The organism is Streptomyces jeddahensis, from assembly GCF_001642995.1.
Classification (GTDB): domain Bacteria; phylum Actinomycetota; class Actinomycetes; order Streptomycetales; family Streptomycetaceae; genus Streptomyces; species Streptomyces jeddahensis.
Genome location: NZ_LOHS01000119.1, coordinates 37,130 through 62,661, shown reverse-complemented (window position 1 = coordinate 62,661; position 25,532 = coordinate 37,130). Strand labels below are relative to the sequence as shown.

The following is a 25,532-nucleotide window of genomic DNA, read 5'->3' as shown; positions in this document are numbered from 1 at the left end:
CCGCCCGGAGGCTCACACCCCTGTCGGGCCGCCCGGACCGCGGCCCGACAGCACCTCCCCGTACGCCTGCATCAGATCCGGCAGCCGCAGCGTCGCCAGGTCGTCGCGGGTCGGCGTCGCCGCGTACCCCGAGAGGCGCAGGTCCCGGTACGCGCAGCTCTTCTCGTAGAGCGTGCGCAGAAAACGGCCGTTGCCGAGCTCGTCGATCCAGCCCTGGTCGACGACATGCCCGCTGATGGAGCGCAGCTCCTCGAGCGCCTCCTCGTCCCAGGCGTCGCCGTTCTCGGCGGCAAGGACCTCGCCGATGGAGGTCAGTTCGAGGGGGCGGTACGACGGGAAGTCGACGCGCGTGGTGAAGCGGGAGCTCAGCCCGGGGTTGGCGGCGAGCAGGCGGTCCATGCCCTCGGGGTAGCCCGCGAGGATGACGACGAGGTGGTCGCGGTTGTCCTCGGCCCGCTTGAGGAGCACCTGCAGGGCCTCGTCGCCGTAGGCGTCGCCCTTGCCGTAGCCCGAGTTGGACAAGGCGTACGCCTCGTCGACGAAGAGGACGCCGCCGATCGCCGAGTCGATCAGCTCGTTGGCCTTGACGGCGGTCTGGCCCAGGTATTCGCCGACCAGATCGGCGCGCTGCGCCTCGACCAGATGGTCACCCCCGAGCAGCCCGAGCGCGTAGAAGACCCTGCCTAAGATGCGGGCCACCGTGGTCTTGCCGGTGCCCGAGGGGCCCGAGAAGACGAAGTGCCGCTTCGGAGGCTGGACGGGAAGGCCCTGGCCGGCGCGCAGCCGCGCCATGTTCAACTGCGCCGACAGTGCCTTGACCTGGCGCTTCACGGGCTCGAGACCCACCATGCGCTCCAGCTCGGCGAGTGCTTCCTCGAGCAGAGCGGGGTCGGCGGGCCCGGTCGGCAGTTGCGCAGGGCCCTGCCGCACCGGCAGAACCGCCTTCTCGCGCACCGCGTCGGTGTCGTCCTGCACGGTGGACGGGGCCGACGGAGCCGCCCCGCCGGGCGGCACATCCGGTTCGCTCACCTTCAGGTCGCGCCCTTCCCCGCCGAGCAGCGAATCTGTGCCGTCGAGCCCGTCTGCGGTGTCCTGCCCGACGCCGGTGAGCGTGACCGACGCGAGGTCGGCCGCCTCGTCGTAGCCGTCCCCCTCGGCGATCGCAGCGAGCCGCGCCGAGGTGTCCATGAAGGCGGGGTCGACCCGGTGCACCGCCCGGTACAGCGGCAGCGCCGCCGCGCTCCGCCCGGTGCCCTCATGCGCCCGCGCCAGCCAGTAGCGCAGCTCCTTGCGCTGCGGCTGCTCGCTGCGGCAGCGCATCAGCGCGGCGGACAGCAGCGGTTCGGCCTGGGCGTACGTCTCGAGGCGGACCCGCGCCATGCCGGCGAACAGACCCGCCTCGATGCCCAGGATGGGATCGTCGATCAGCGGGTCGGTGTGCCGGACGAGTTGCTCCCAGTCCTTGACCAGATAGGCACGGCACGCGTGCAGGAACCGCACCTGCGGGTCGGCGTCGACCGGCGGCAGCCCGGCCAGGGCCCGGTCCAGCTCGGGCACATGGCGGCCGTCCAGCCAGTGCGACGCGTGCGCGAGCAGCAGGTCGCGCGGCGCCTCCAGGACGGGCTGCACCCACCACCCCAGCCAGTACCAGGAGTTCAGCGCCCGGCGGTGCCTGGCACGCTGCTCGCCGAAGCGGTCCCGGTGCCGGAACATCCGCAGCAGTGCCGTCGTCGTGTCGATGCGCAGCGCGTGCAGTCCGAGCCATGCGTCGGCCATCCCGGGATCCATCCGTACGGCGTCCCGGAACTCCTCCTCCGCCTGCGGATAGGCGCCCATCGTGTAGGCGTCGACCCCGCGTAGCCAGGCGAGGTCCGCCGGGCCCGGTGGTGACCCCTGCGTACCGAAGTCCATCACGTCACGTCCCCCACATACCGTTCCTGATGGTTCGCCTCAGGGGCGCCTCAGCCGGCCCTGAGGCTCACTCGCCCCCGTGGTGCCGCCGGGCCGAAGCCCGCCGACAGCCCTCGTCGAACCGCATTGCCGTGGACGGGAGTTGACCCGGTGCGATGAGCAGCCGTCCGAAGTCGCACCGAGAGGCATCGTACCTGCGGGGGATCGTCGGCCGAAGGGCGGCGCAGTGGTGGATCGGGCAGGTGGGAGCAGAGAGGGCGCACACCCACATGGTGACCGACGGTGATCGGATGAGGGCTCGGCGCAGGCACTGAAACGCGAAGAGGGCAGAACGAAGCCCCCGATCACGGGGGAACAACCGGGGGCTTCGCGTCTGTGGGGCAGCCCTGAAAGGCTGCACAAAGAACGTAAGTCCTGTACGACGTGTCGGTCAAGCCGCGTTGAGAACAGTCGCCGAAACTCGTGGAAGCAGGCTTCCAGGCTTCAGCGCACCGCAGACGGGCTGTCACGAAGCGTGACAGTGCGGTTTGTCTCCGCTGCCGCGCCAGGCCCCGTCAGCATCTGGTATCCCCTGTAGCACTGGCGTACCAGAAGGTCGGCGAAGGGCCGGGACGGGTCCGCGGCGAAATGCTCCCGCTCCGCGTCGACCCATCCCGCCCAGAAATCGCTCTGCTCGGGACCGTCCCGCCGCCTGCCCCTGTCCCATGACTCCTCCGCCGGGTGCTCCATCCACAGCAGAAGGGCCAGCCTCGGCCGCAGTTCCCGGCGCCCCGCGCCGACGCCCTCGACCAGGACCACCGGAGCGGGCTCCAGGGCGCGCGCGGCGCCGAAGCGGCGGGCGACCCAGTCGTAGGGGAGGTAGTGCGCGGTCTCGCCCCTCGACAGGGGCTCGATCACCTGCTCGCCGAGCCGCTCCATCCAGCCGAACAGCTCCTCGTGCGTCGCGATGTCGTCGAGCCGGAGCACCGGGGCTCCGCCCAGCGCCTGGGACAGCCGTGCGGCGAACGTGGACTTGCCGGACCCGGCGTGCCCGTCCACGCCGACCAGCCGCACGGGACCGCACGAAGGGGGCAGCGCCCGCAGGGTCCCGGCGAGTCGGAGAAGCGGCGATTGCATGGTCATCGCCTCCAGCCTACGGGCCGGGCGGCGCCGGAATGTTCAGAGGTCAAGGCCAATATCGGTGGGCGTGGCGGCCTCCGATGTGCTGGCAGAACGCGCCTGGCTCCGGCCATAGTTGGGCCACTGTCGTGAACCTGACCTACCTCTTCCGGATCCGACGCCCAGGGGGACCCATGACCAGATCCCACCCGATGTCCCGCAGGACCGTGCTGACCGCCGCCCTCGCCGCCGCCGCGGCGGTCGGCGGCACCGGCAGCGCGTCCGCCGCCGGTGCCGACGCGCCCGCCCCCGCCGGCGCCACGCAGGCCACCGCCGCCACACCTCAGGTCGACAACCGCGCCTGGACCTCGTACTCGGACTGGCGCAGCGGCACCTCCGCCGGCACCCGAGTGGTCGCGGGGGCACGCTCTGGCGTGGTGATCGGCCGGCCGGCGGGCACCGCCGACTACACGGACCCGCACACCGGGCAGGCCGCGACCTGGGAGTACGCCCAGTGGACCTCGCCCGTCCACCGTCTCTCCGTGCCCTCGACCGAGGCCATCGCCTCGTGGAACGCGCACACACCGGCCGGCACCTGGCTCCAGATCGAACTGAAGGGCACCTACACCGACGGCACGGACACGCCCTGGTACGTGATGGGGCGCTGGGCCTCCGGTGACGAGGACATCAAGCGCACCTCGGTCGACGACCAGACGGACGGCAAGAGCAGCATCTGGACGGACACCTTCGCGATCGACGACCCGGCGTCCGGGCTGCGTCTCGTGTCGTACCGGCTGCGCCTCACGCTCTACCGGGCGCCCGGCAGCAAGGCCACGCCCACGGTGTGGCGGCTCGGCGTGATGGGCTCCGACATCCCCGACCGCTTCACCGTCCCGGCTTCCACGCCAGGGCTGGCGAAGGAGCTGATCGTTCCGCGCTATTCGCAGAACATCCACGTCGGCCAGTACCCCGAGTACGACAACGGCGGCGAGGCCTGGTGCAGCCCCACATCGTCGCAGATGATCATCGAGTACTGGGGCCGGAAGCCGACCACCGAGGACCTCGCCTGGGTCGATCCCTCCTACGCCGACCCGCAGGTGTGCCACGCGGCGCGCTTCACGTACGACTACCAGTACGAGGGCTGCGGCAACTGGCCGTTCAACGCCGCCTACGCGGCGACGTACGAGGACCTGCAGGGCGTGGTCACCCGGCTGGGCTCGCTGACCGACCTGGAGACGCTGATCGCCGCGGGGATCCCGGCGATCACCTCCCAGTCGTTCCTCGAGGAGGAGCTCACCGGTGCCGGTTACGGCACGTCGGGGCATCTGATGACGGTGATCGGCTTCACCGCCGAGGGCGACGTGATCGCCAACGATCCGGCGTCGCCGGACAACGAGGCGGTCCGGCGTGTCTACGACAGGCGCGAGTGGGAGACCATCTGGCTGAGGACGAAGCGGTACAACGCCACCGGAAAGGTGGTCTCGGGTACCGGCGGCGTCTGCTATCTGTACTTCCCGGCCCGGCCGACCCCGCAGCAGGTGAGGGCGCTGGCCGCGGTGGGCGTGCGCTGAGGTCTCCGGCCTCGCGGCCGCGTGACGGATGTCTCGCCCGTGTGGGGCCCTCGGGAGGACTTTTCGGTGGCAAGGTGGACAGATCTCCGGGGGGAGTCCACTGCCGTACGACGTCAAGCGAGCTGCCATGACCTCGACCTCCGCCACCGCCGGCCGCACCGCCACCAGCACCCGAACCCGCACCGGCGGTCCCGACGACGGCCCCGGGATCCTGGAGCACATCCTCGGCTGGGTCCTGGTCGTGGTTCTCGCTATGTTCGTGACACAGGCCGGACTCATGTGATCGGACCCGCGTGATCGGACGCGCTGCCTCCGATCGGGCATACTCAACGCGCCACAGCCGCTGATCAGCCCGTTCCGCGACCCGGGAGGGCAGCATCGGCTGAGACGGCTCGATTGTTCCGGGGTCGGCGACCCGCGGCTGCCGCCGACGGGCCCGGACCCGCCGGCGGCGCCGCCACACCCCTGCGTGCGTCCGCCGCAGTGCCCGACAGGGAGGAGAGCGTCGCCATGCATGACCGCGCCCCGCAACCGGTGGACCGTCAACTGCCCACGGACGAAGCCCGGGACCTGTTCTCGCTCGTACGTGATCTCGTCCAGCGCGAGATCGCCCCGAAGGCGGCAGAGGAGGAGGAAGCCGGGCGCTTCCCGCGTGACGTCTTCACCCTGCTGTCCGAATCCGGACTGCTCGGACTGCCCTACGACTCCGAGTACGGCGGCGGCGACCAGCCGTACGAGGTGTATCTCCAGGTACTCGAGGAGCTCGCCGCCGCGCGCCTGACCGTCGGCCTCGGCGTCAGCGTCCACTCCCTGTCCTGCCATGCGCTCGCCGGCTACGGCTCCAAGCAACAGCAGGCCGAGCACCTGCCCGCCATGCTCGGCGGTGGACTGCTCGGCGCGTACTGCCTGTCCGAGCCCGCCTCCGGTTCCGATGCCGCGTCCCTGCGTACGAAGGCCGTGCGGGACGGTGAGGACTGGGTGCTCACCGGTACGAAGGCCTGGATCACCCATGGGGGTGTCGCCGACTTCTACACGGTGTTCGCCCGCAGCGGTGGCGAGGGCAGGCACGGCATCACGGCGTTCCTGGTGCCCGGGGACGCCGAGGGCCTCAGCGCCGCGGCGCCCGAGAAGAAGATGGGCATGAAGGGCTCGCCGACCGCTCAGCTCCACTTCGACGGCGTACGGGTGCCGGACAGCCGCCGCATCGGAGAGGAGGGCCAGGGCTTCGCGATCGCCCTGTCCGCCCTCGACTCCGGGCGGCTCGGGATCGCGGCCTGCGCGATCGGCCTGGCCCAGGCGGCACTGGACGCGGCCCTGGCCTACGCGACCGAGCGTCGGCAGTTCGGCCGCCGGATCGCCGACTTCCAGGGGCTGCGGTTCATGCTGGCCGACATGGCCACGCAGATCGAGGCCAGCCGGGCCCTCTATCTCGCGGCCGCCCGCCTGCGCGATACGGGCAAGCCCTTCTCCAAGCAGGCCGCCATGGCGAAGCTGCTGTGCACCGACACCGCGATGAAGGTCACCACGGACGCCGTCCAGGTGCTCGGCGGCTACGGCTACACGGCTGACTTCCCCGTCGAGCGCTACATGCGCGAGGCCAAGATGCTGCAGATCGTCGAGGGCACCAACCAGATTCAGCGGATGGTCATCGCCCGTCACCTCGCGGGACCCGAGTCCCGCTGAACTGCCCTGCACTGACCAGGGGTGCCGCGAGCCGTACCCACTCCGGGTCGTGGCGCCCCGGCAGCGTCTTGCCGCGGTTGGCCCAGGAGGTCAGCAGGTCGCGGTAGATGGGCGGGTCCGGCGGCTGGGGCGGCCGGGGAACCGATTCTGCGGAAGCGGGGACCAGAAGGCGGCGACGGCGGCCTGTCGCGTGGGTAGGGGTCATGCCTGGTGCAACGTCCGGGCGGCAGACAGGTCACCGGTGTGAGGAATCGACTCTGCGTTCAGTTCCTGACCGCGCCGGGCTTCTCGGTCCGGGCCTCCCGGTCCGGCTGGTGGGCTCACGCGTGCGCCCGGCCCCAGGACGCACTGATCCTGCACCACGGCACGTCTCTCTGCGATGGTGCAGGACAGCTACGGGGACTGATCGGCTACGGGACTGATCGGCTACGCGGCCGGGCGGCGGATCGCCGAGATCCGGATGGGGCGCGAGCCTGGGCCGCCGACGTGCGAGAACGGCTGCATCCGCCAGTCGAGTCCCTGAGGGAGCGTCAGGAGCAGCCCCGCATCCTGCTCCTGGGCCTCCAGTGACTCGTCCGCGGGGCGTGCGTCGGACGCCCAGCGGCCTGTGCCGGCGCAGACCGTGAGCCCGAACGGGTTCCACGGCGACGCGCACAGTGCATGCTCGGGCAGGACGTCCTCGTCCGCCAGAAGGGCGATCGGCTGGGCGCAGTCCGGGCAGATCACCCGGTACATCTCCAGAGTGTCGTAGGTGTCGAGGTCGTCCTCGACCGGTTCGACACCCTCCGGCGCGGGCTCGATGACCGGCTGCTGCCTGGTGCGGGCAGGGCGGCCGGGACGCTTAAGACTCTGCATGAACTCCCCCTCGGGTGGGCCGACAAGGCGCTGCGGCCTGGACCACAGCAAGCACTTCCCGCCTGGTCGTACGGGTAATCGCGCCCAACCCCCGGACACGGTCACAAATCTGTGGCCTTCGTCACATGCCGGTTGCAGATGCCGAAACCTCGAACGTCGGCAGGGTCATCGGTGGGCGGGCGACCGGAAACCGGAGGAAAACGGGCGATGGTCGGTGCGTGGACCATCTCCGCACAGCCGCGCATGTACCCCGGAGGATCATGTGCACTGTAGCTTTTGCGACATGGAGGAGCTGGACCGTCAGATTGTGCAGCTGCTCGTCAAGGACGGGCGGATGAGCTACACCGACCTGGGCAAGGCCACGGGCCTTTCCACGTCGGCCGTGCACCAGCGGGTGCGCCGGCTGGAGCAGCGCGGCGTCATCCGCGGCTATGCCGCGGTCGTCGACCCCGAGGCCGTCGGGCTGCCGCTCACGGCCTTCATCTCGGTGAAGCCGTTCGACCCCAGTGCGCCGGACGACATCGCAGACCGGCTCGCCGGCGTCTCGGAGATCGAGGCCTGCCACAGCGTCGCCGGCGACGAGAACTACATCCTCAAGGTGCGCGTAGAGACCCCCCTCGAACTGGAGAACCTCCTCACCCGCATCCGCTCCCTGGCAGGCGTCTCAACCCGCACGACGGTGGTCCTCTCCACCCCGTACGAGGCAAGACCCCCAAAGGTCTGAGTCACGCGTTGTGGGCAATCGTTCCGCAGGGCTGGGGGCACCTCCCAGCGGTAGCTGGGGGAGGGTGGGCACAACTCACGTCTTACGGCGCCCCGACGTACAACCCGGATAAGGCGGCAGGGGCTCATGGGGAGAGACTGTCCCCATGAGCAAGAGCCCCACCAGTCGCAGAGACCATCGCACCGTGCTGCTGCGCCGCGGCGACATCCACACCCCCGCCGACCCCTTCGCCACCGCGATGGTCGTGGAGCGCGGACATGTCGCCTGGGTCGGCTCCGAGGGGGCCGCCGACGCCTTCGCGGACGGCGTCGACGAGGTGATCGACCTCGACGGTGCCCTGGTCACCCCGGCGTTCACCGACGCGCACGTCCACACGACGGCGACCGGGCTCAGCCTCACCGGCCTCGACCTCACGGGTGCCCGCACGCTCGACGAGGCCCTCGCACTCGTACGCGAGCACGCCTCCGCACGTCCGCACGACCGGGTCCTGCTCGGCCACGGCTGGGACGCCGCGCGCTGGCCCGGTGGCCGCCCGCCGTCCCGCGCCGAGCTCGACGAGGCGACCGGTGGCCGCCCGCTCTACCTCTCCCGTATCGACGTGCATTCCGCGGTCGTCAGCACGGCGCTGCTCGACCTCGTACCGGACATCTCCGAGCGCGCCGGATACCAGCCGGACGGGCCGCTGACCCGCGACGCCCACCACGCGGTGCGCGCCGCGGCCCAGACCGCGGTCACCCCCGAGCAGCGCACGGAGGCCCAGCGCGCCGCCCTGCGGCACGCCGCGTCCCTCGGCATCGGCTCCGTACACGAATGCGCCGGCCCCGACATCTCCAGTGAGGACGACTTCACCGGGCTGCTGCGGCTGGCCGCCGAGGAACCCCGGCCGCGCGTGGTGGGGTACTGGGGCGAGCGGATCGAGGACGCCCGGGGCGCGGAGAGGATCAGGGATCTGGGCGCGGTGGGCGCCGGGGGCGACCTGTTCGTCGACGGTGCCCTGGGCTCGCACACCGCGTGCCTGCACGAGCCGTACGCCGACGCCGCGCACACCGGCGCCGCGTACCTGGACGCCGCGGCCGTCGCCGACCACGTCACCGCCTGTACCGAGGCCGGACTGCAGGCGGGCTTCCACGCCATCGGCGACGCCGCCGTCACCGCCGTCGTCGAGGGCGTGCGTGCCGCCGCCGAGAAGGTCGGCCTGGCCCGCATCCGCGCCGCCCGGCACCGCGTGGAGCACGCCGAGATGCTGACCCCGGAGACCATCGCGGCCTTCGCCGAACTCGGCCTCACCGCCTCCGTCCAGCCCGCTTTCGACGCGTTGTGGGGCGGCGAGGTCGGGATGTACGCCCAGCGTCTGGGTGCCGCACGCGCGCGTACCCTCAATCCGTTCGCGGCCCTGCTGCGCGCCGGGGTCCCGCTCGCCTTCGGGTCCGACAGCCCCGTGACGCCGCTCGACCCGTGGGGCACTATCCGCGCCGCCGCCTTCCATCGCACGCCCGAGCACCGCGTCTCGGTACGGGCCGCGTTCACCGCCCATACGCGCGGCGGCTGGCGGGCCATCGGCCGCGATGACGCGGGGACCCTGGTGCCCGGGGCCCCCGCGGACTACGCCGTATGGCGCACCGGCGACCTGGTCGTACAGGCACCCGACGACCGTGTCGCGCGCTGGTCCACCGATCCCCGTTCCGGTACCCCTGGCCTGCCGGATCTCTCTCCGGGCACCGAACTGCCCGTCTGCCTGCGCACGGTGGTGTCCGGGCAGACCGTCTACGTACGGCCGGAGGAGTGATGTACCGGGGAGGCACGCAGTCGATCTTGGCGCGCCTCCCCGTCCTGCGACCTGCGTATCCTCGGCACTGACCTGCTATTTCAGGTAATCACGGCAGCTCAAACGGCTGTTGACAGAGAGCTGCGGTCGGCCGGTAGGTTCGGCCGGGTCCACCACTGGACGTCCGACGGGGAACCTCCACGCAGTCGTCGAACGCGGCTGGGTCATGGGGTGGTGTGCCGCACCGGCGCACCACCACTGGGAGCCAGTCCCAGCGCCCGCGCCTCGGGGGCGAGGGAACGTTCCTGCCGGATGGGGGTCCCTCCCTGCTCCCCAAGAGTATGGGGGCGGTGCGACCCGGGTGGGGCCCGGATGCTCAGTAGACAACGGCTTTCGGTAGATCCGCAGCCAGCGGGTCCCAGGTCGGCCCGAAGGGCGCCGGGCCCCGATCCGCAGGTTCTCAGGGGTTGTGTTGCGCCCTCGGCGCCTTGCTGTTCTCTTGCCTGATTCTTGTCGTATCGACACCCCCACAAGAGCCTGCTGACCAGGACTATGCAGGCAGCGGCCACTATGGTGGGTGGCCTGCGTACGGACGTGAAGGGGCAGCAGTGAACGACGGCGATGAGAGCGCGCGGGCGGCCGCCGGGAGGCGGCAGTTCGGTCCCCTCGGCACGGCCTTGGTGATCATCCCGACGTACAACGAGGCGGAGAACATCAAGTCGATCGTCGACCGGGTGCGGGCCGCCGTGCCTGAGGCGCACGTCCTCGTCGCCGACGACAACAGCCCCGACGGAACCGGCGAACTCGCCGACGAGATCGCAGCCGGCGACGACCACGTCCATGTGTTGCATCGCAAGGGCAAGGAAGGTCTCGGCGCGGCCTACCTCGCGGGCTTCCGCTGGGGCATCGAGCGCGGATACGGCGTACTGATCGAGATGGACGCCGACGGTTCGCACCAGCCCGAGGAGCTACCCCGGCTGCTCACCGCGCTCAAGGGCGCGGACCTGGTGCTCGGTTCCCGCTGGGTGCCCGGCGGCCGCGTCGTGAACTGGCCCCGCTCCCGCGAGTTCCTCTCCCGCGGCGGCAGCACGTACTCGCGGATGCTGCTCGGCGTCCCGATCCGGGACGTCACCGGCGGCTACCGCGCCTTCCGCCGCGAGACCCTCGAGGGCCTCGGCCTGCGCGAGGTCGCCTCACAGGGGTACTGCTTCCAGGTCGACCTGGCACGCCGTGCGGTCAAAGCCGGTTACCACGTCGTCGAGGTGCCCATCACCTTCGTCGAGCGCGAGCACGGGGACTCGAAGATGAGCCGGGACATCGTCGTCGAGGCGCTGTGGCGGGTCACGGCGTGGGGCGTGGAGGAGCGGGTGGGCCGCCTGCTGGGCCGCAAGCGCGCCTGAGTCCTCTTGTGCCGGGGCCGCCGTTCCCGTGGGGGCCGGCCGCTTACGCGGGCCTGAGCCCGGCACCGGCACACTGGGACCATGATGACTGGCGCGACGCCCTCCACGAACCCCGCCCGGCCCCGGCGCTCCCGACCGCGCTCCTTTCTGCCGCTCGGCATCGCCGCGTGGCTGGTACTGGAGATCTGGCTGCTGACCGTCGTGGCGGACACGGCAGGCGGGTTCACCGTCTTTCTGCTGCTGATCGGCGGGATCGTGCTGGGATCCGTGCTCATCAAGCGCGCCGGGCGCCGGGCCTTCCGGCGTCTGAGTGAGGCGCTGCAGCAACAGCAGACGGCCGCGGTCCCGGCGGCGGACCGGCGCGGCAGCGGCAACGCGCTGACGATGCTCGGCGGGCTGCTGCTGATCATGCCCGGCCTGATCTCCGACGTCGTGGGCCTGCTCTGCCTGGTGCCGCCGGTCCAGAAGGTGCTGAGCCGGTACGCGGAGCGGACGTTCGAGCGGCGGCTGGGGGCCGCCGCACCCGGCAGTTTCGGAGACGCCTTCCAGCAGGCCCGGATACGCCGACCCGACGGCAAGGTCGTCCAGGGCGAGGTCATCCGCGACGACACCCCGCCCGCCTCCCGCCCGGACGCCGACCCGCGCCCGCCCTTGACGCCCTGAACCGGCCCGGCCCGCCGGGCAACCACGGCCAGGCAGCCGAGGCCGGAAGCAGCCCAGCCGACCCGCCGCAGAGGCGCGAGGCAGCCGACTGGACCCATTCCACGAGGCGGCCGGGAGATCGGAGCCCGCGAGGCGGGCGGATGGGCCGGAGCACGCGAGACGGCCGGGAGATCGGAGCCGCCGGGTGTGCCGGTGCCGGGGCCCGTGAGGCCGTCGGGTGTCCCCCGGGCCCGTGAGGCCGACCGAGCCCTGAGGCCGCCGGGTGTGCCGGCGCCCCTGAGCGCGCCGGGGTGCCGGGGCCCGTGAGGCCGCCGGGTGGCGGAGCCCGTGAGGCGGTCGGGCGGGACTGGAGACCGCCAGGTCGCCGGGGGACCGGGCACCGCGAGGCGGCCGGGGAGACCCGGCGCACAAAGCAGCCGCGGTTGCCACACCGAGGTGTGGCAACCGCGGCTGTGTGCCTTCGGTGGCCGCCTGGCCGTCAGGCGGACTTGCGGCTGTCCCGCGGGTGCACGGCGATGTTCATGGCGCCGGAGCGGAGAACGGCGAGCCGTTCCTCGAGAACCTCTTCCAACTCTTCGCGAGTGCGCCGCTCCATCAGCATGTCCCAGTGCGTACGCGCGGGCTTCGCCTTCTTCTCCTCAGGGCCGTCGCCATCCACGAGGAGTGCCGTCGTCCCGCAGACCTTGCACTCCCACTCCGGCGGGATCTCCGCCTCGACCGAGAAGGGCATCTCGAAGCGGTGCCCCTTCTCGCATGCGTACTCCACGGCCTGGCGCGGGGCCAGGTCGATGCCGCGGTCCGTCTCGTAGCTGGTCACCACGAGGCGCGTGCCGCGAAGAGCTCGCTCACTCATGAATCGTGCCTCCCGGGCTTGTCGCCCACAGGACAGGTGTCGCTGTCGTCGTCATCCGGTCAACGTCCGGTCGGCGGTAAAGATTCCCGATCTGGGTCATGCGTCGCCGTCGTAGCCGCCCCTTTTTGTACCCACCGACGCCCGGTTTGTCACATCTGGCAGCAGATGTCACCCAGCGCTCATACAGCTTTGGCGCGCAGTAACGGTCCGCCTGGCAGGCCAAAGGGTTACACTAGCGCCCTTTGGTGCCCGGTGTTAAATCCGCTCGGGAACGGGATTGCCGGCCTCCATGACCGCACGGCGCACGGGAACCCGGGCCAGGAGTACGAAACCGAGCACGAAGAAGAGCACCAGCGAGATGATCGCGTCCCGATAACTGCCGGTCAGCTGGTACGTGAGCCCGAACAGCAGAGGGCCGAGCCAGGACATCCCGCGGTCGCTCATCTCGTACGCAGAGAAGTACTCGGCTTCCTTACCGCTCGGTACGAGATGTGAGAAAAGCGACCGTGACAGCGCCTGGCTGCCGCCGAGCACCAGTCCGATGCCCGCGGCGAGCACGAAGAACCAGGCCGGTGTGCGTGCGGGCAGGAAGTATCCGGCCCCGATGGTGAGGGTCCAGGCGATCAGCGAGCCGAGAATGGTCCGCTTGGCTCCGTACCGCTGGGCCAGCCGGCCCATGCCGAGCGCGCCCGCCACGGCCAGCACCTGCACCAGCAGCACCGCGGTGATCAGTGTCGACTGACCGAGCTGGAGCTCCTGGGAGCCGTAGACCGACGCTTGCGAGATCACGGTCTGGATGCCGTCGTTGTAGACGAGATACGCCAGAAGGAAGGCGAGCGTGCGGGGATGGCGGCGCATGTGGCGTACGGTCGCGGCCAGCTGCCGCCAGCCGTGGGAGGACGCCGCTGCGCCCGGCGTCCGGCGGTCGCGCAGCCGCCGCAGCGGGACCAGTGTGAAGGCGCCCCACCACACGCCCGCCGAGGCCAGACAGATCCGTACCGCCGTTCCCTCGGACACCCCGAAGCTGTCATGGGCCGTGAACAGCACCAGATTGGCGATCAGGACGAGCGCGCCGGAGGCGTAACCGAAGGCCCAGCCGCGTGAGGACACCGCGTCGCGCTCCTCGGGAGTGGCGATCTGCGGCAGATACGAGTTGTAGAGCACCATCGACACCGCCAGCGAGGCGTTGGCGACGATCAGCAGCACTCCGCCGAGCAGATAGCGGTCGCCGGACAGGAAGAACATGCCCGCCGTCGCCGCCGCGCCCACATAGGCGGCGGCCGCGAGCAGCGGCTTCTTGCGGCCCGTACGGTCGGCCGCCGCACCCGCCAGCGGCATCAGGAGGATCGACAGGATCACGGACGCGGACACGGAGTACGCGAAGAAGGAGCCGGCGCGGACCGGGATGCCGAGCGGATGCACGAAGCCGTCCGCGTCCGCGGCGGACTTGGCGACCTCGGTGAGATAGGGGCCGAGGAACACCGTCAGCACGCTCGTCGAGTAGACCGAGCACGCCCAGTCGTAGACGTACCAGCCGCGCTGCTCGCGCCGCCGGGCGGCCTTCTCGTCGTCGCCGCCGGCTGCCGTCGGCATGGCGTCGGTTCCCGGTCCTGTCCCCACCCGTGGCCTCGCTTCGCCCTCGGTCTCCCCCTACGCGGACGCCGCGCGGCGCGCGGGGAGTGGTCAGACCCAGCTCGTCAGACCCAGATCCCGCGGTCCTTCATCACGTCGCGCAGCGTCTCGATGTGATCGGTCATGATGCCATCCACGCCGAGGTCGAGGAGCCGGTGCATCCGTTCGGCCTCGTTGACGGTCCAGACGTGGACCTGCAGCCCGCGCGCGTGGGCCTCGCGTACGAAGCGGTGGTCGACGACGCGGATACCGGACTGGGTCTCGGGCACCTGGGCGCACACCGCGGAGCGGCGTACCGCTGCCGGGACACCGATCGACCGGAGGCGCAGGCCCAGCACACCCCGTGTGCCGTACGAGGTCGCGAGGCGCGGGCCCCCGAGGCGCTGCGCCCGTGCCACCCTCGCCTCGGAGAAGGAGCCGACGCAGATGCGGTCCCACGCGCGCGTGCGCTCGATCAGGTCCATCAGCGGGAGCAGCGCGGGCTCGGCCTTGACGTCGACGTTCCAACGCACCTCGGGGAAGGTCTCGAGGAGCTCCTCGAAGAGGGGGACCGGTTCGGTGCCCGCCACGCGCGCGTGCCGCACCTCGCTCCACGGAAGATCCGCGATACGGCCGCCCGCATCCGTCACCCGGTCCAGCGTCGCGTCATGGAAGGCCACGAGCCTGCCGTCGGAGGTGGCGTGCACATCGGTCTCGATGTAGCGGTAGCCGAGCTCGACCGCGTGCCGGAAGGCGGCCACGGTGTTCTCCAGGCCGTCGGCCGCTCCGCCGCGGTGGGCGAAGGGGATGGGCCCCGGATGGTCGAGATACGGGTGGCGTATGGCTGTGGTCACGGTCGGAGTATCGCTCGGTTCGGTGGCGAACCGGCAACGACCGTGCTGCCTGCGGATGCCGTGGGGACGGCGAAGACACGCAGGAAGACCTGGGCGAGGGGGCCGATCGCCAGCGCGTACAGCACCGTTCCGGCGCCGACCGTGCCGCCGAGGACGAAGCCGGTCACCACGACCGCCACCTCGATGGCCGTGCGGACCAGGCGGATCGACCGGCCGGTGCGCCGGTGCAGGCCCGTCATCAGGCCGTCCCGCGGGCCCGGTCCGAACCTCGCCGCGATGTACAGGCCGGTCGCGGCTCCGTTGAGCACGATCCCGGCCACGAGCAGCGGGATCCGCACCGTCAGGGTGTGCGTCTCGGGGACCAGGGCGAGGGTGCCGTCCATCGCGATGCCGATCACGAACACGTTCGACACGGTGCCGAGTCCCGGGCGCTGCCGCAGCGGAATCCAGAGCAGCAGCACGGCGGCGCCCACGATGATCGACACGACCCCGATCGTCAGCCCCGTCAGCTCGGCGAGGCCCTGGTGCAGCACGCCCCACGGCTCCAGTCCCAGACCTGACTCCACGAGGAGCGCCGAACTCACGCCGTACAGCGCGAGACCGACGTAGAGCTGGAGCAGCCGTCGTACGAGATGCCTCTTCACAGAGCTCTCTTTCACAGAGCTCTCTGCGCTCTCTGAGCTCGCGCGTATGGACGGCGTGGACAAGAGATGCCCCCCTGGTGGTAGTAGTGGACTGGTCCGTGACACTCTGTGGCTTGGTGGCGGAGGCCATCCATGGCCAATTCGGGGAAGGTGGACTGGAAAGCATGGCGCACTGGACTTCGGCGGTGGGCTCGGTGCAGCTCGCCCGGCTGATCACCTCCCAGCAGGCCCGTCCCGCGGGCCCCGGCACCCGCAGGCCGCCCGCCTACCGTGCGCTCGCCGACGGCATCCGGGTGCTCGTCCTCGAAGGGCGCGTTCCGGTCGCCGCGCGCCTGCCGGCGGAGCGCGAGCTGGCCCTGGCGCTGTCCGTCAGCCGCACCACGGTGGCCGCGGCCTACGAGGAGCTGCGCAACGAAGGGTTCCTCGAGTCCCGCAGGGGAGCGGGCAGCTGGACCGCCGTACCCGCCGGAAACCCGCTGCCGGCGCGCGGGCTCGAGCCCCTGCCCCCGGAGGCGCTCGGCTCCATGATCGACCTCGGCTGCGCCGCGCTGCCCGCACCCGAGCCCTGGCTCACCCGCGCCGTCCACGGCGCGTTGGAGGAGCTGCCGCCGTACGCGCACACGCACGGCGACTACCCTGCGGGCCTGCCCGCCCTGCGCCAGATGCTCGCCGAGCGGTACACCGCACGCGGCATCCCGACCATGCCCGAACAGATCATGGTCACCACCGGCGCGATGGGCGCCATGGACGCGATCTGCCATCTCTTCGCGGGCCGCGGCGAGCGCATCGCCGTGGAGTCGCCCAGCTACGCCAACATCCTCCAGCTGATGCGGGAGGCCGGCGCCCGGCTCGTCCCCGTCGCCATGGCCGAAGGGCTCGCCGGCTGGGACATGGACCGCTGGCGCCAGGTGCTGCGCGATGCCGCGCCGCGGCTCGCCTACGTCGTGGCCGACTTCCACAATCCGACGGGCGCCCTGGCCGACGAGGACCAGCGCCGCCGGCTCGTCGACGCCGCGCGTGCGGCGGGCACCGTGCTCGTCGCCGACGAGACCATGAGCGAACTCCACCTCGACCCCGGTCTGGAGATGCCGCGCCCCGTCTGCGCCTTCGACCCGGCGGGCTCGACGGTGATCACGGTCGGCTCGGCCAGCAAGGCGTTCTGGGCCGGCATGCGCATCGGCTGGGTGCGGGCCGCGCCCGATGTGATCCGCAGCCTGGTGTCCGCCCGCGCCTACGCGGACCTGGGCACCCCCGTACTGGAACAGCTGGCCGTCAACTGGCTGCTGAGCTCCGGCGGCTGGCAGGAGGCCGTCGACCTCCGCCGCGGCCAGGCCCGGGACAACCGCGACGCCCTGGTCGCCGCCCTGCGGCGCGAACTGCCCGGCTGGGAGTTCGCGGTGCCCTCCGGCGGTCTGACGCTGTGGGTGCGGGCAGGCGGTCTGTCCGGGTCGCGCCTCGCCGAAGTCGGTGAGCGGGTGGGGGTACGCGTCCCCTCCGGTCCCCGCTTCGGGGTCGACGGTGCCTTCGAGGGGTACGTACGGCTGCCGTTCACCGTCGGCGGAGCCGTGGCCGACGAGGCCGCCACGCGACTCGCCGCCGCGGCGCGCCTGGTCGAGAGCGGCGCGACGACGGGGACGGAGGCGCCGCGGACGTTCGTGGCCTGAGCGTGAGGGCTGGGGTCCTCAGCGCTCGGCGGCCGCCGCCTCTGCGACGTGTGCCGCGGCGACCGCCGAATCGGCGACCGTGGAGTCGGCGACCACCGGTTCGGCGACCGCGGACTCGCCGGCGGGTTCGGGGGATGCCCGGTGAGAGACCTGGGATCCGGACACGGGCCGGCCTGTCACCGGTGCTCCCGTCGATGACCCGGCCACCGCCGAACCGCTTGCGCCGGAATGCCCCGTATCCCGGGCGACCAGTGCCCGGTGCGCACCCGGATTCCCGGTGGCCGTTTCTCCGGCGCCGCCCTGTGCGGCTGCCGTCGCCACGGGCACGGCTTCCTCGGCCGCCCTCCCTGCGGCGTCGGTTCCGGTTGCCGCGGCGGCCGCGGCAACCGCGCCGACCTCGACAGGCGCCTCGACCCTCGCCTCGCGCACCTGCGTGGCGGTGGCCGAGGCCCCGACCGGCACGGCGTCGCCCGTACGCTCTCCGGCTGCCGTCTCCACGAGGGGGAGGGCCTCCGTCACGACGGCCCGCGCTCCGACCGGCTCCGGCTCGCCGACAGCCGTGCCGGGGACGGCCGCGCCGGTCCGGTCGCCGGCCGCTCCCATCCGCTCCGGCAGCAGCTGCATCACCGCCTTGCGGTGGGACTCGCTGGTGGCGTCGTCGTACGGGTCCGGTGTGGCCGGGACCTGGAGGCGGTGTACCGGGCCTGCGCCCAGGCGGGCGTAGCCCCGGCCGGGGGCCATGTCCGTCGTCGGGGTGGTGTGCGGAGGGACTCCCAGCACGCTCTCGATCTGCTCCGGTGTGGCGGGGCCGAGGACGACCCGCGCGCGCGTGTGCTGGCGCACCGCGTCGCTCAGTGCGTCGAGACTGTCGAACTGGTCCGCGACGACCACCGTCACGTTGGCGGCACGCCCGTGCCGCAGGGGCACCTGGAGCAGGCTCTGCGGATCCCTGTGGCCGTCAGCGGCCGCAAGGTGGCCGAGGATGCTCGGCCGGTCGAGGAGGACCCACAGCGGGCGCTTCGTGTCGGCCGGTGCGGGCTGACCCGCCTGGCGCGCTCGATTCGCGGCGATCAGGCGCCGCTCCGTCTCGTGTGCCGCCCATTCCAGGCTCGCCGACGCTCCGGCGAGCCCGCACTCGACGGCCAGGACGCCGCGCCGTCCCGTCAGACAGGCGTACTCGCCCGTGCCGCTGCCCTCCACGATCAGCACGTCGCCGTGTTGCAGTGCCTGCAATGCGATGGAGCGCAGCAGGGTCGTCGTACCGCTGCCGGGCTGGCCGACGGCCAGCAGATGCGGCTCTGTGGAGCGGATGCCGGTGCGCCAGACGACCGGCGGCACGTCCCGCTGTCCGCCGCCGTCCGCCACGGGAAGCGTCCGCGGCACCCCCGTCGGGTCGGTGAAGCCGAGAACCGTCTCACCCGGCGTCGTCACGAAGCGCTGAGCCGCGATGTGGGTGGGCAGCGGGGGCAGCACCGACACGGTCAGCTGGTTGCCCTCCTCGTCCCAGTCGAAGCGGTACTCGCGGCCGCGGCCCGACTTGGCGTGCACCAGGTGCTCGATTCGCGCGCGGGACGCGGCCTCGCCGTCCGTGAAGTACGCGGGGTAGCGGATCTCGAGGCGCGAGATGCGGCCCGCCTCGTCGAACTCGTAGGAACCGAAGGCCTTGTTCCACTCGCCGCCGTGCGCGTACAGCGGGCTCGGGTCCTCGGGGACCGAGAAGTACGGGACGAGCGCTTCGTAGAGCGAGGTGAGCCGCTTGAGCTGCGGTGCGCCCGGGGCGTTCGCGGCCGACCGGGTCGCGCGGTCCCGGCCCGTCCAGGCGGCGGCAGCCAGCAGGACGACGCCCGTCAGCAGCGGACCGTAGGGGATCAGTGCGACGACGAGGAGGAGAGAGCTCACCAGGAACAGGAGCGGCCCGCGCCGGTCCTTCGGCGTCGCGGCCCACTTGCGCCGCCCGGCGGCAGCCAGCCGGCGCAGCCCGTGGGTGATCACGAGCAGCGGGTGGAGGACGTCGCCGGCCGCATGGGCCGCCGACCGCGCCAGTTCCCGGCCTCGGGCGAACTGTGCGCTGCCGTTGCTCAGCATGCGGGGGAGTGCGCGCCGGGACACGTCAGTCTCCTGAGGGTGTGTTCGAGAGGGTGCGTACCGGGCGGGAGCGTCAGAACTTGATCCCGCCCAGCAGGCTCGCCAGGCTCGCACCACCGGCCTTGATGCTGGGGGCGATGGCCGTGCTGGCGAGGTAGAAGCCGAAGAGCCCGCAGACGACCGCGTGCGTGCCCTTGAGCCCGTCCTTGCGGCAGAAGAGGACGACGATGATGCCGAGCAGCACGACACCCGAGATGGAGAGAATCATGAGAGGTCTCCTGGTCAGTGGGGACAGTCAGGACAGTCACCATGAGTACTTCCAGGCTCACAGCATGTATCCATACGATAAAAGGTGCAACTGGGTGAAATCTGGCTGATTTCCATCGACTGGCAGGGTCCGGCTCGGCCACCCGGGCGGGCTTCGGGATGCGGGTGGCCTCGCGATGATCTTCGCCTCGACGGGGGCCGGTCATGTGGCCGCACGGGCAGTACGCTGGCGATTCATCCGTACGGGTGCCCGGCCTACATCCCTGTGCACGCTGACAGCCGTACATCCCTGTGCATGCCGACAACGCACACGCAGTCGAAAGGTGGTCCGAGCCGATGACCGAAGCCCCCGACCCGGAGGTCGTGGAGCTGGCGACCAGGATCTTCGATCTGGCGCGCCAGGGCCGGACCGAGGCGCTCGCGGCATACGTCGACGCGGGCGTCCCGGCCAACCTCACCAACGACAAGGGCGACTCGCTCGTCATGCTCGCCGCCTACCACGGCCACGCGGACGCGGTCCGCGCCCTGCTCGAGCGCGGCGCCGAGCCGGACCGGGCCAACGACCGCGGGCAGACACCGCTCGCGGGTGCCGTCTTCAAGGGCGAGGAGGCGGTGATCCGGGCACTGCTCGACGCCGGTGCCGACCCTGCCGCGGGCACGCCGTCGGCGGTCGACACGGCCCGTATGTTCGGCAAGACCGACCTGCTCGAACTGTTCGGGGCGCACTGACCTCGGACTGTCCGGGGCGCACTGAGCGCGTGGCCGGAGCGTTCGCGGCGCACTGAGCGGTCGGAAATCTGGTCGCGACGGAGAGAACCGCTGGGTCATCATGGCGTCGTGGTTCACGGACGCGACGACTGGGCAGGTGTTGCCGCACCGCGCGGACCGTGAGCGGTCCGCTCCCGGCGGGCCACCGACGAAAGGCAGAGGAACATGGTCTACAGCAGGCAAGAGACGGCGGGCGCCCCGACGTGTTGTCGCGCAGCCAGGTAGTGCGGTATCCCCGGTTGCGTCGACGCTTGATGTGAGGCTGTTTCCATGTTCGATCCGGTCATAGCGCCCAGCGGTACGCTGCTCGGCCTGCTCCAGCGGGGCCGCGGCGACGGCACACTGCACGCGCTCACCGCACCGCGCGCCGAGGCGCTCGCGGCGCTGAACCACTGCGTGCTCCACGACCCCCGCCACGACTGGCAGGTGGAGAACCGCTCCCTGTACTACGCCCGCCTGTTCCTCGACCTCCGCGGCGAGCTCGACGAGATCGAACGACACCTCTTCGCCCCGGACGACATCCTCGAGACGGACGAGTCACGCACCGGGCTCGCCCTGGCGGTGCTCGGTCACCTCGCCTCGTACGGCAGGCGCGACGCGCTCGCACTGCTGCGGCGGTACGCGGCCTACGGCACCAACTGGGCCTGGGCGCTGGACGAGCTCGCGCTGCGCGACGACGACGCCGGGCTGCGCGCACTGGCCGTACCCGTCCTCGCCCGCTTCCCGTCCACCCCCGAAGGCGATGCCGAACTGGCCGCCGCGGTCCGGGACGCCTTCGAACCGCGGCCGTGGCGGCTGTGGGCCGACGACCCGCGGGAAGGGATCGCCGCCCGGGTGCGGGCGGCGGGGGAGAGGGGCTCCTTCGACCGCTGGCAGCGGCAGCTCACCCCGACCGGACCGCGCCCCGGCTGGAGCGTCCAGGCGGTCTTCGACTGGGCCCAGCAGGGCATCGAGCGCGGTGCGCTCCTCCATGTCCCGGCCGCGCGGTGCCTCACCGCCGTCGCAGGACCCGACGACCGGCCGGCGATCGTCGAGGCCGCGCGCAGCGGTAACGACGGCGCACGCTGCACGGCACTGCGCTATCTGGCCGCCGCCCAGGATCCCGCGGCGCTCGACCTGATCCAGGCCGCCGTGGACAGCCCGTCCCGGCTCGTGGTGGACGCGGCCGTCGATGCCTTCGAACGGATGCGCAGCGTCGCCGCGGTGGAGCGGGCCAGGCGCTGGGCCGGCCGCCCCGACGTCCTGGGAGCCGCCGCCGGGCGGATGCTCGCCTGCCGGGGCGGGACGCAGGACAGCCACCTGGTACTCGCCGCGCTGCGGGAGGCGGTGCGTGGCGACGGCCCGGACGCCCCGACCCTCGGCACCCTCGTCGACGGGACCGGACGGCTCGGCATCGTCTGCGCCGCCCCCGTGCTGCGGCACATCTACCGCGAAACCGCCTCGTCCCATCTCCGTGGCCGCGCCGCACGCGCCCTGGCCGCCACCGATCCGTCCTTCGCCGCGGGCTTCGCCGTCGAGTGCCTGTGGGACTGCGAGGAATCCACCCGCGAAATCGCGGCACGGCACGCCGAGACCGGCGACGTACGCGTAGTGGAGCAGCTCAGGAGGCTCGCCTCCGACCCGGCCGAGGAGGCCGAGGTACAGACAGCGGTGCGCAGCAGGATCGGGCCAGACGCATCGGCCGTGTAGCGGCCACGCATCGGCCATGCAGCGTGCCACGCGTCGGCCGTGTTGTGCCCTGGCCCGTGCGGTGCCCGGCGCGGAATCGAGCCCGTCCGGCGATTGAGGACGAGGCGGCGGAGCCGCCGATCAAACGGGAGCCGAGCCGCCAGGCGTTCCGGCAGCTGCGCAGGCGAACGCTCATTCGACGTTCCCCGGCAGGAAAGATCCACGTTGACGTGACCACGCCCCGTGCGTGGACAACACGGGTATGCGTGTCGTCATCGTCACCGAGTCTTTCCCGCCCGACATCAACGGCGTGTCCCACTGCGCCCTGCAGACCGCCCGGCATCTCGTCGCACGCGGTCATGACCCGATCGTCGTCGCCCCCGCCACCGGGGCCGGCACCGGGCCCGACGCCTCGGCTCCGTGCCCCGTCATCCGGGTCCCCTCCCTTCCGCTGCCCGGATATCCCCAGGTCAGGGTGGCGCTCCCGAGCCGCCGGGTGGCCGCGGCACTGATCTCGCACCAGGCCGACGTCGTCCACCTGGCCAGCCCGTTCGTGCTGGGCGTGCGCGGCATGGCCGCCGCCGCGCGGCTGGGGATCCCCGCCGTCGCGATCTACCAGACGGATCTGGCCGGATACGCGCGCACCTACATGGGCGCCGGCGAGGCCGCCGCCTGGCGGCGCATACGCAGCGTCCACGCCGCGGCCGACCGCACCCTCGCCCCCTCCACCGCCGCCCTGCGCGACCTGGAGGAGCACGGAATCCCCCGCGTGCGGCTGTGGGCCCGCGGGGTGGACACCGAGCGCTTCCGGCCGTCGCTGCGCGACGAGGCGCTGCGCAGGGAGCTGGCCCCCGGCGGCGAACTGATCGTCGGATACGTCGGACGGCTCGCCCCCGAGAAGCAGGTCGAACTGCTCGCCGCGACCTCCCGGCTCAACGGCGTGCGCGTGGTCGTCGTCGGTGACGGCCCCAGCGACAGCACGCTGCGCGAGGCCATGCCCGAGGCCGTCTTCCTCGGCCGCCGCACGGGCGGCGAACTGGCGCGGATCTTCGCCTCGCTGGACGTGTTCGTGCACACCGGACCGTATGAAACGTTCTGCCAGACCGTGCAGGAGGCCATGGCGAGCGGTGTCCCGGTCATCGCCCCCGCGGCGGGCGGGCCGCTCGACCTCGTCGGCCACGGGCGGACGGGGATGCTCGTGCCCCCGCGGGACGAGGACGCCGTGCGGGACGCGGTGTGGTCCCTGGCCGCCGACCCCGCGCGGCGGGCGGCCTACGGGGCCGCCGGCCGGGCCACGGTCGAGGGCCGCACCTGGGCGGCCGTCGGCGACCAGCTCATCGAGCACTACAGCGAGGTACTCCGGGCGCGGACGGCGGTGGCGGCATGACGGCCTCGGCATCGCCACTGCGCATCGTGCGGCTCGCGAACTTCGTCGCGCCCTCGTCGGGCGGGCTGCGGACGGCGCTGCGGGAGCTGGGCACCGGCTACCGCGCGGCCGGTCACGAGCCCGTGCTGATCGTGCCCGGCGACCGCACCGACGACCGCGACACCGACCAGGGCCGCGTCATCACCGTGCCGGGGCCCCTGCTGCCCGGCACCGGCGGCTACCGGGTCATCACCGACCGCCGGAGACTCACCCGGCTCCTCGAGCAGCTCGCCCCGGACCGGCTCGAGGTCTCCGACCGTACGACCCTGCGGTGGACGGGGGAGTGGGCGCGCCGCGCCCGCGTCCCCGCCGTGATGGTCTCCCACGAGACGGCGCACGGCGTCCTGCGCACGTGGGGTCTGTCGGAGGGAGCGGCGCGGCGGGCCGCCGACGCCCTCAACCTCCGCACCGCGCGCGCGTACACGCGTGTCGTGTGCACCACGGAGTGGGCGGAGCGCGAGTTCGTACGCATCGGCGCGCGCAACGTCGTACGCGCGCCGCTGGGCGTCGACCTGGAACGCTGCCACCCGGGGCTGCAGGATCCGCAGCTGCGTGAGCGGCACGCGCGCGTGGGCGAGGCGCTGCTCGTGATGTGCTCGCGGCTGTCCGTCGAGAAGCGGCCGGGCACGGCGCTGGACGCGTTGGAGGTGCTGCTCGGCAGGGGGCAGCGGGCGGTGCTCGTCGTGGCGGGCGAGGGCCCGCTGCGCGCCCGGCTCGAACAGCGCGCCCGTGAGCGCCGGTTGCCCGTGACCTTCCTCGGCCACGTCGGGGACCGCACGGCTCTCGGGGCGCTCCAGGCCTCCGCGGACGTGTGCCTGGCGCCCGGGCCCGCCGAGACGTTCGGGCTCGCGGCACTGGAGGCGATGGCCTGCGGCACCCCGGTCGTGGCCAGCGCGACGTCCGCGCTCCCAGAGATCGTGGGCGCTGCCGGCGCCACGGCGACGGACACGGGAGCGTCCTTCGCGGACGCCGTGCAGGGCCTGCTGGAGCGCCCGGAGACGGAGCGTCGCGAGGCGGCACGCGCGCGTGCCGAGTGCTTCGGATGGGACATCGCGGTCCGGGCCTTCCTCACGGCACATGACGCACCGGTGCGGGTTCCGCGGGACGGTGAGCGCGTGGGAGGCATGGCATGACACCGGTCCGCTTCGCCGCGCTCGGGGACTCGCTCACCGAAGGAGTGGGCGACCGCGTGGGTGACGGGTGGCGTGGCTGGGCCGCACTGCTCGCAGACGGGCTCGCCCCCGCCGGGGCCCCGGTGGAGTTCCGCAACTTCGCGGTCAGCGGCGCCCAGACCCTGGACGTCCTCGACCGCCAGGCCCCGGCCGCACTGGCCCTGCGGCCGGACATCGTGTCCGTCGTGGTCGGCGTCAACGACACGCTCCGCCGCACCTTCGACATCCACGCCGTGGCCGCGCGCCTCGACCAGGTCTACGCGGCCTTCGCTGCCCAGAAGGCTGTGTTGCTCACCGCGTGCCTGCCGGACCCCGGGGCGATGCTCGGCCTGCCCAGCGTGCTGGCCCGGCCGCTCGCCCGCCGTCAGCGTGCCGTCAACACCGTCGTGCACGCGCTGTCCGAGCGCTACGGCGCCGTCCATCTGCACGCCGCCGAAGAGGACTGGGTCACCGACCGCACGATGTGGAGCGCGGACCGGCTGCATCCCGGAGAGCGCGGCCACCGGGTGCTCGCCGCGCGCTTCCACGCGTTGCTTGCCGCGGACGGGTTCGCCGTCGGCTGTCAGCCCTCGGTCGAGCCCGAACTCCCGCCGCCCACACGGTCCGCCAGCCTGCTGTGGCTGGCCACGGCGGGCACGGGCTGGGTGGCGCGCCGGTGCACCGATCTGCTGCCGCAGCTCCTCAGGCTGGCCGCCGACGAGGTGCGGCACCGGGCGCGGGGCACCAGCGCGCGGCTGGATATCCGGACCTCCCATGCGGTGGCCGCTGCGCTGGCGGCGCTGTCGGCCGCGGAGACGGCGGATGCCGCGTGAGCATCCCTCGCGTCTGACCGCGAAGTCGGACGGGGGTG

At 72.2% G+C, this 25,532-nt stretch carries 21 protein-coding genes and 1 pseudogene; 13 read left to right on the top strand and 9 right to left on the bottom strand.

Going from position 1 to position 25,532, the window contains the following annotated elements:
• Positions 1 to 12: 12 nt before the first annotated feature.
• Together STSP_RS28780 and STSP_RS28775 are read right to left on the bottom strand one after the other, a co-directional pair.
• A complete protein-coding gene (locus STSP_RS28780; protein ID WP_067283852.1) occupies positions 13 to 1,911 on the bottom strand; it encodes an AAA family ATPase in 1,899 nt (632 codons plus the stop codon).
• A 483-nt stretch (positions 1,912 to 2,394) separates the two neighbouring features.
• On the bottom strand, positions 2,395 to 3,033 hold the full coding sequence (locus STSP_RS28775) for a uridine kinase family protein (protein WP_067283850.1): 639 nt from the start codon (positions 3,031 to 3,033) through the stop codon (positions 2,395 to 2,397).
• A 170-nt stretch (positions 3,034 to 3,203) separates the two neighbouring features.
• Between STSP_RS28775 and STSP_RS28770 the strand changes: the two genes are divergently transcribed.
• From STSP_RS28770 to STSP_RS28765, 3 genes are all read left to right on the top strand, one after another.
• Entirely contained in the window at positions 3,204 to 4,580 is a 1,377-nt protein-coding gene (locus STSP_RS28770; protein WP_067283848.1) for a peptidase C39 family protein, read from the top strand.
• Positions 4,581 to 4,707: 127 nt separating this feature from the next.
• Positions 4,708 to 4,863 (top strand): SCO1431 family membrane protein, encoded by a 156-nt coding sequence (locus tag STSP_RS38730; protein ID WP_107441426.1) that lies wholly within the window; start codon positions 4,708 to 4,710, stop codon positions 4,861 to 4,863.
• A gap of 227 nt (positions 4,864 to 5,090) precedes the next feature.
• A complete protein-coding gene (locus STSP_RS28765) occupies positions 5,091 to 6,263 on the top strand; it encodes an acyl-CoA dehydrogenase family protein (protein ID WP_067283846.1) in 1,173 nt (390 codons plus the stop codon).
• A 426-nt stretch (positions 6,264 to 6,689) separates the two neighbouring features.
• Here the strand turns inward: STSP_RS28765 and STSP_RS28760 are convergent, their stop codons facing one another.
• The gene (locus STSP_RS28760; RefSeq protein ID WP_067283844.1) at positions 6,690 to 7,118 is read right to left on the bottom strand and encodes a hypothetical protein; all 429 of its coding nucleotides are present in this window, start codon (positions 7,116 to 7,118) and stop codon (positions 6,690 to 6,692) included.
• Between the two features lie 283 nt (positions 7,119 to 7,401).
• Here STSP_RS28760 and STSP_RS28755 point away from each other — a divergent pair, with 283 nt between their 5' ends.
• The 4 genes from STSP_RS28755 to fxsA all read left to right on the top strand — a co-directional run bounded on the left by STSP_RS28755 (position 7,402) and on the right by fxsA (position 11,670).
• Positions 7,402 to 7,842: an Lrp/AsnC family transcriptional regulator gene (locus STSP_RS28755; RefSeq protein ID WP_067283842.1), complete on the top strand. Its 441-nt coding sequence runs from the start codon at positions 7,402 to 7,404 to the stop codon at positions 7,840 to 7,842.
• A gap of 145 nt (positions 7,843 to 7,987) precedes the next feature.
• The gene (locus tag STSP_RS28750) at positions 7,988 to 9,628 is read left to right on the top strand and encodes an amidohydrolase (protein WP_067283840.1); all 1,641 of its coding nucleotides are present in this window, start codon (positions 7,988 to 7,990) and stop codon (positions 9,626 to 9,628) included.
• Between the two features lie 587 nt (positions 9,629 to 10,215).
• On the top strand, positions 10,216 to 11,007 hold the full coding sequence (locus STSP_RS28745) for a polyprenol monophosphomannose synthase (protein WP_067283839.1): 792 nt from the start codon (positions 10,216 to 10,218) through the stop codon (positions 11,005 to 11,007).
• A gap of 81 nt (positions 11,008 to 11,088) precedes the next feature.
• Positions 11,089 to 11,670, top strand: coding sequence for an FxsA family membrane protein (gene fxsA, locus STSP_RS28740; protein ID WP_067283837.1), 582 nt, complete (start codon positions 11,089 to 11,091; stop codon positions 11,668 to 11,670).
• 478 nt (positions 11,671 to 12,148) lie between these two features.
• Here the strand turns inward: fxsA and STSP_RS28735 are convergent, their stop codons facing one another.
• The 4 genes from STSP_RS28735 to yczE form a co-directional block, all read right to left on the bottom strand.
• Positions 12,149 to 12,523: an RNA polymerase-binding protein RbpA gene (locus STSP_RS28735; protein WP_067283835.1), complete on the bottom strand. Its 375-nt coding sequence runs from the start codon at positions 12,521 to 12,523 to the stop codon at positions 12,149 to 12,151.
• Between the two features lie 255 nt (positions 12,524 to 12,778).
• Positions 12,779 to 14,116: an MFS transporter gene (locus STSP_RS28730; RefSeq protein ID WP_067283833.1), complete on the bottom strand. Its 1,338-nt coding sequence runs from the start codon at positions 14,114 to 14,116 to the stop codon at positions 12,779 to 12,781.
• A gap of 104 nt (positions 14,117 to 14,220) precedes the next feature.
• Positions 14,221 to 14,988, bottom strand: a complete 768-nt coding sequence (locus tag STSP_RS28725; RefSeq protein WP_067283831.1) for a glycerophosphodiester phosphodiesterase — start codon at positions 14,986 to 14,988, stop codon at positions 14,221 to 14,223.
• Positions 14,985 to 15,647 (bottom strand): membrane protein YczE, encoded by a 663-nt coding sequence (gene yczE / locus STSP_RS28720; RefSeq protein WP_198547450.1) that lies wholly within the window; start codon positions 15,645 to 15,647, stop codon positions 14,985 to 14,987. The genes STSP_RS28725 and yczE overlap by 4 nt, the downstream gene beginning before the upstream one ends.
• A gap of 149 nt (positions 15,648 to 15,796) precedes the next feature.
• On the opposite strand from yczE, the gene STSP_RS28715 reads away from it, so the two are divergent.
• Positions 15,797 to 17,296, top strand: coding sequence for an SCO1417 family PLP biosynthesis transcription factor (locus tag STSP_RS28715; RefSeq protein ID WP_067283829.1), 1,500 nt, complete (start codon positions 15,797 to 15,799; stop codon positions 17,294 to 17,296).
• A gap of 507 nt (positions 17,297 to 17,803) precedes the next feature.
• Here STSP_RS28715 and STSP_RS28710 read toward each other — a convergent pair.
• Together STSP_RS28710 and STSP_RS28705 are read right to left on the bottom strand one after the other, a co-directional pair.
• Positions 17,804 to 19,405 (bottom strand): annotated as a pseudogene (locus STSP_RS28710) (hypothetical protein); the annotation flags it as partial.
• Between the two features lie 49 nt (positions 19,406 to 19,454).
• Complete coding sequence (locus tag STSP_RS28705; RefSeq protein ID WP_067283828.1) at positions 19,455 to 19,649, bottom strand: hypothetical protein; 195 nt, start codon at positions 19,647 to 19,649, stop codon at positions 19,455 to 19,457.
• 335 nt (positions 19,650 to 19,984) lie between these two features.
• Here STSP_RS28705 and STSP_RS28700 point away from each other — a divergent pair, with 335 nt between their 5' ends.
• The 5 genes from STSP_RS28700 (at position 19,985) to STSP_RS28680 (ending at position 25,494) form a co-directional block, all read left to right on the top strand.
• Positions 19,985 to 20,377, top strand: a complete 393-nt coding sequence (locus STSP_RS28700; protein WP_067283826.1) for an ankyrin repeat domain-containing protein — start codon at positions 19,985 to 19,987, stop codon at positions 20,375 to 20,377.
• 309 nt (positions 20,378 to 20,686) lie between these two features.
• On the top strand, positions 20,687 to 22,105 hold the full coding sequence (locus STSP_RS28695; RefSeq protein WP_067283824.1) for a HEAT repeat domain-containing protein: 1,419 nt from the start codon (positions 20,687 to 20,689) through the stop codon (positions 22,103 to 22,105).
• 241 nt (positions 22,106 to 22,346) lie between these two features.
• Entirely contained in the window at positions 22,347 to 23,471 is a 1,125-nt protein-coding gene (locus STSP_RS28690) for a glycosyltransferase family 4 protein (protein ID WP_067283869.1), read from the top strand.
• Positions 23,468 to 24,643 (top strand): glycosyltransferase, encoded by a 1,176-nt coding sequence (locus STSP_RS28685; protein WP_067283823.1) that lies wholly within the window; start codon positions 23,468 to 23,470, stop codon positions 24,641 to 24,643. The genes STSP_RS28690 and STSP_RS28685 overlap by 4 nt, the downstream gene beginning before the upstream one ends.
• The gene (locus STSP_RS28680) at positions 24,640 to 25,494 is read left to right on the top strand and encodes an SGNH/GDSL hydrolase family protein (RefSeq protein ID WP_067283821.1); all 855 of its coding nucleotides are present in this window, start codon (positions 24,640 to 24,642) and stop codon (positions 25,492 to 25,494) included. Before STSP_RS28685 ends, STSP_RS28680 begins: the two co-directional genes overlap by 4 nt.
• Positions 25,495 to 25,532: the final 38 nt, after the last annotated feature.

Coding starts and splice junctions, on each gene's coding strand:
- STSP_RS28780 (WP_067283852.1), bottom strand. CDS start 1,911: ATGGACTTCGGTACGCAGGGGTCACCACCGGGCCCGGCGGACCTCGCC.
- STSP_RS28775 (WP_067283850.1), bottom strand. CDS start 3,033: ATGACCATGCAATCGCCGCTTCTCCGACTCGCCGGGACCCTGCGGGCG.
- STSP_RS28770 (WP_067283848.1), top strand. CDS start 3,204: ATGACCAGATCCCACCCGATGTCCCGCAGGACCGTGCTGACCGCCGCC.
- STSP_RS38730 (WP_107441426.1), top strand. CDS start 4,708: ATGACCTCGACCTCCGCCACCGCCGGCCGCACCGCCACCAGCACCCGA.
- STSP_RS28765 (WP_067283846.1), top strand. CDS start 5,091: ATGCATGACCGCGCCCCGCAACCGGTGGACCGTCAACTGCCCACGGAC.
- STSP_RS28760 (WP_067283844.1), bottom strand. CDS start 7,118: ATGCAGAGTCTTAAGCGTCCCGGCCGCCCTGCCCGCACCAGGCAGCAG.
- STSP_RS28755 (WP_067283842.1), top strand. CDS start 7,402: ATGGAGGAGCTGGACCGTCAGATTGTGCAGCTGCTCGTCAAGGACGGG.
- STSP_RS28750 (WP_067283840.1), top strand. CDS start 7,988: ATGAGCAAGAGCCCCACCAGTCGCAGAGACCATCGCACCGTGCTGCTG.
- fxsA (WP_067283837.1), top strand. CDS start 11,089: ATGATGACTGGCGCGACGCCCTCCACGAACCCCGCCCGGCCCCGGCGC.
- STSP_RS28735 (WP_067283835.1), bottom strand. CDS start 12,523: ATGAGTGAGCGAGCTCTTCGCGGCACGCGCCTCGTGGTGACCAGCTAC.
- STSP_RS28730 (WP_067283833.1), bottom strand. CDS start 14,116: ATGCCGACGGCAGCCGGCGGCGACGACGAGAAGGCCGCCCGGCGGCGC.
- STSP_RS28715 (WP_067283829.1), top strand. CDS start 15,797: ATGGCGCACTGGACTTCGGCGGTGGGCTCGGTGCAGCTCGCCCGGCTG.
- STSP_RS28705 (WP_067283828.1), bottom strand. CDS start 19,649: ATGATTCTCTCCATCTCGGGTGTCGTGCTGCTCGGCATCATCGTCGTC.
- STSP_RS28700 (WP_067283826.1), top strand. CDS start 19,985: ATGACCGAAGCCCCCGACCCGGAGGTCGTGGAGCTGGCGACCAGGATC.
- STSP_RS28695 (WP_067283824.1), top strand. CDS start 20,687: ATGTTCGATCCGGTCATAGCGCCCAGCGGTACGCTGCTCGGCCTGCTC.
- STSP_RS28690 (WP_067283869.1), top strand. CDS start 22,347: ATGCGTGTCGTCATCGTCACCGAGTCTTTCCCGCCCGACATCAACGGC.
- STSP_RS28685 (WP_067283823.1), top strand. CDS start 23,468: ATGACGGCCTCGGCATCGCCACTGCGCATCGTGCGGCTCGCGAACTTC.
- STSP_RS28680 (WP_067283821.1), top strand. CDS start 24,640: ATGACACCGGTCCGCTTCGCCGCGCTCGGGGACTCGCTCACCGAAGGA.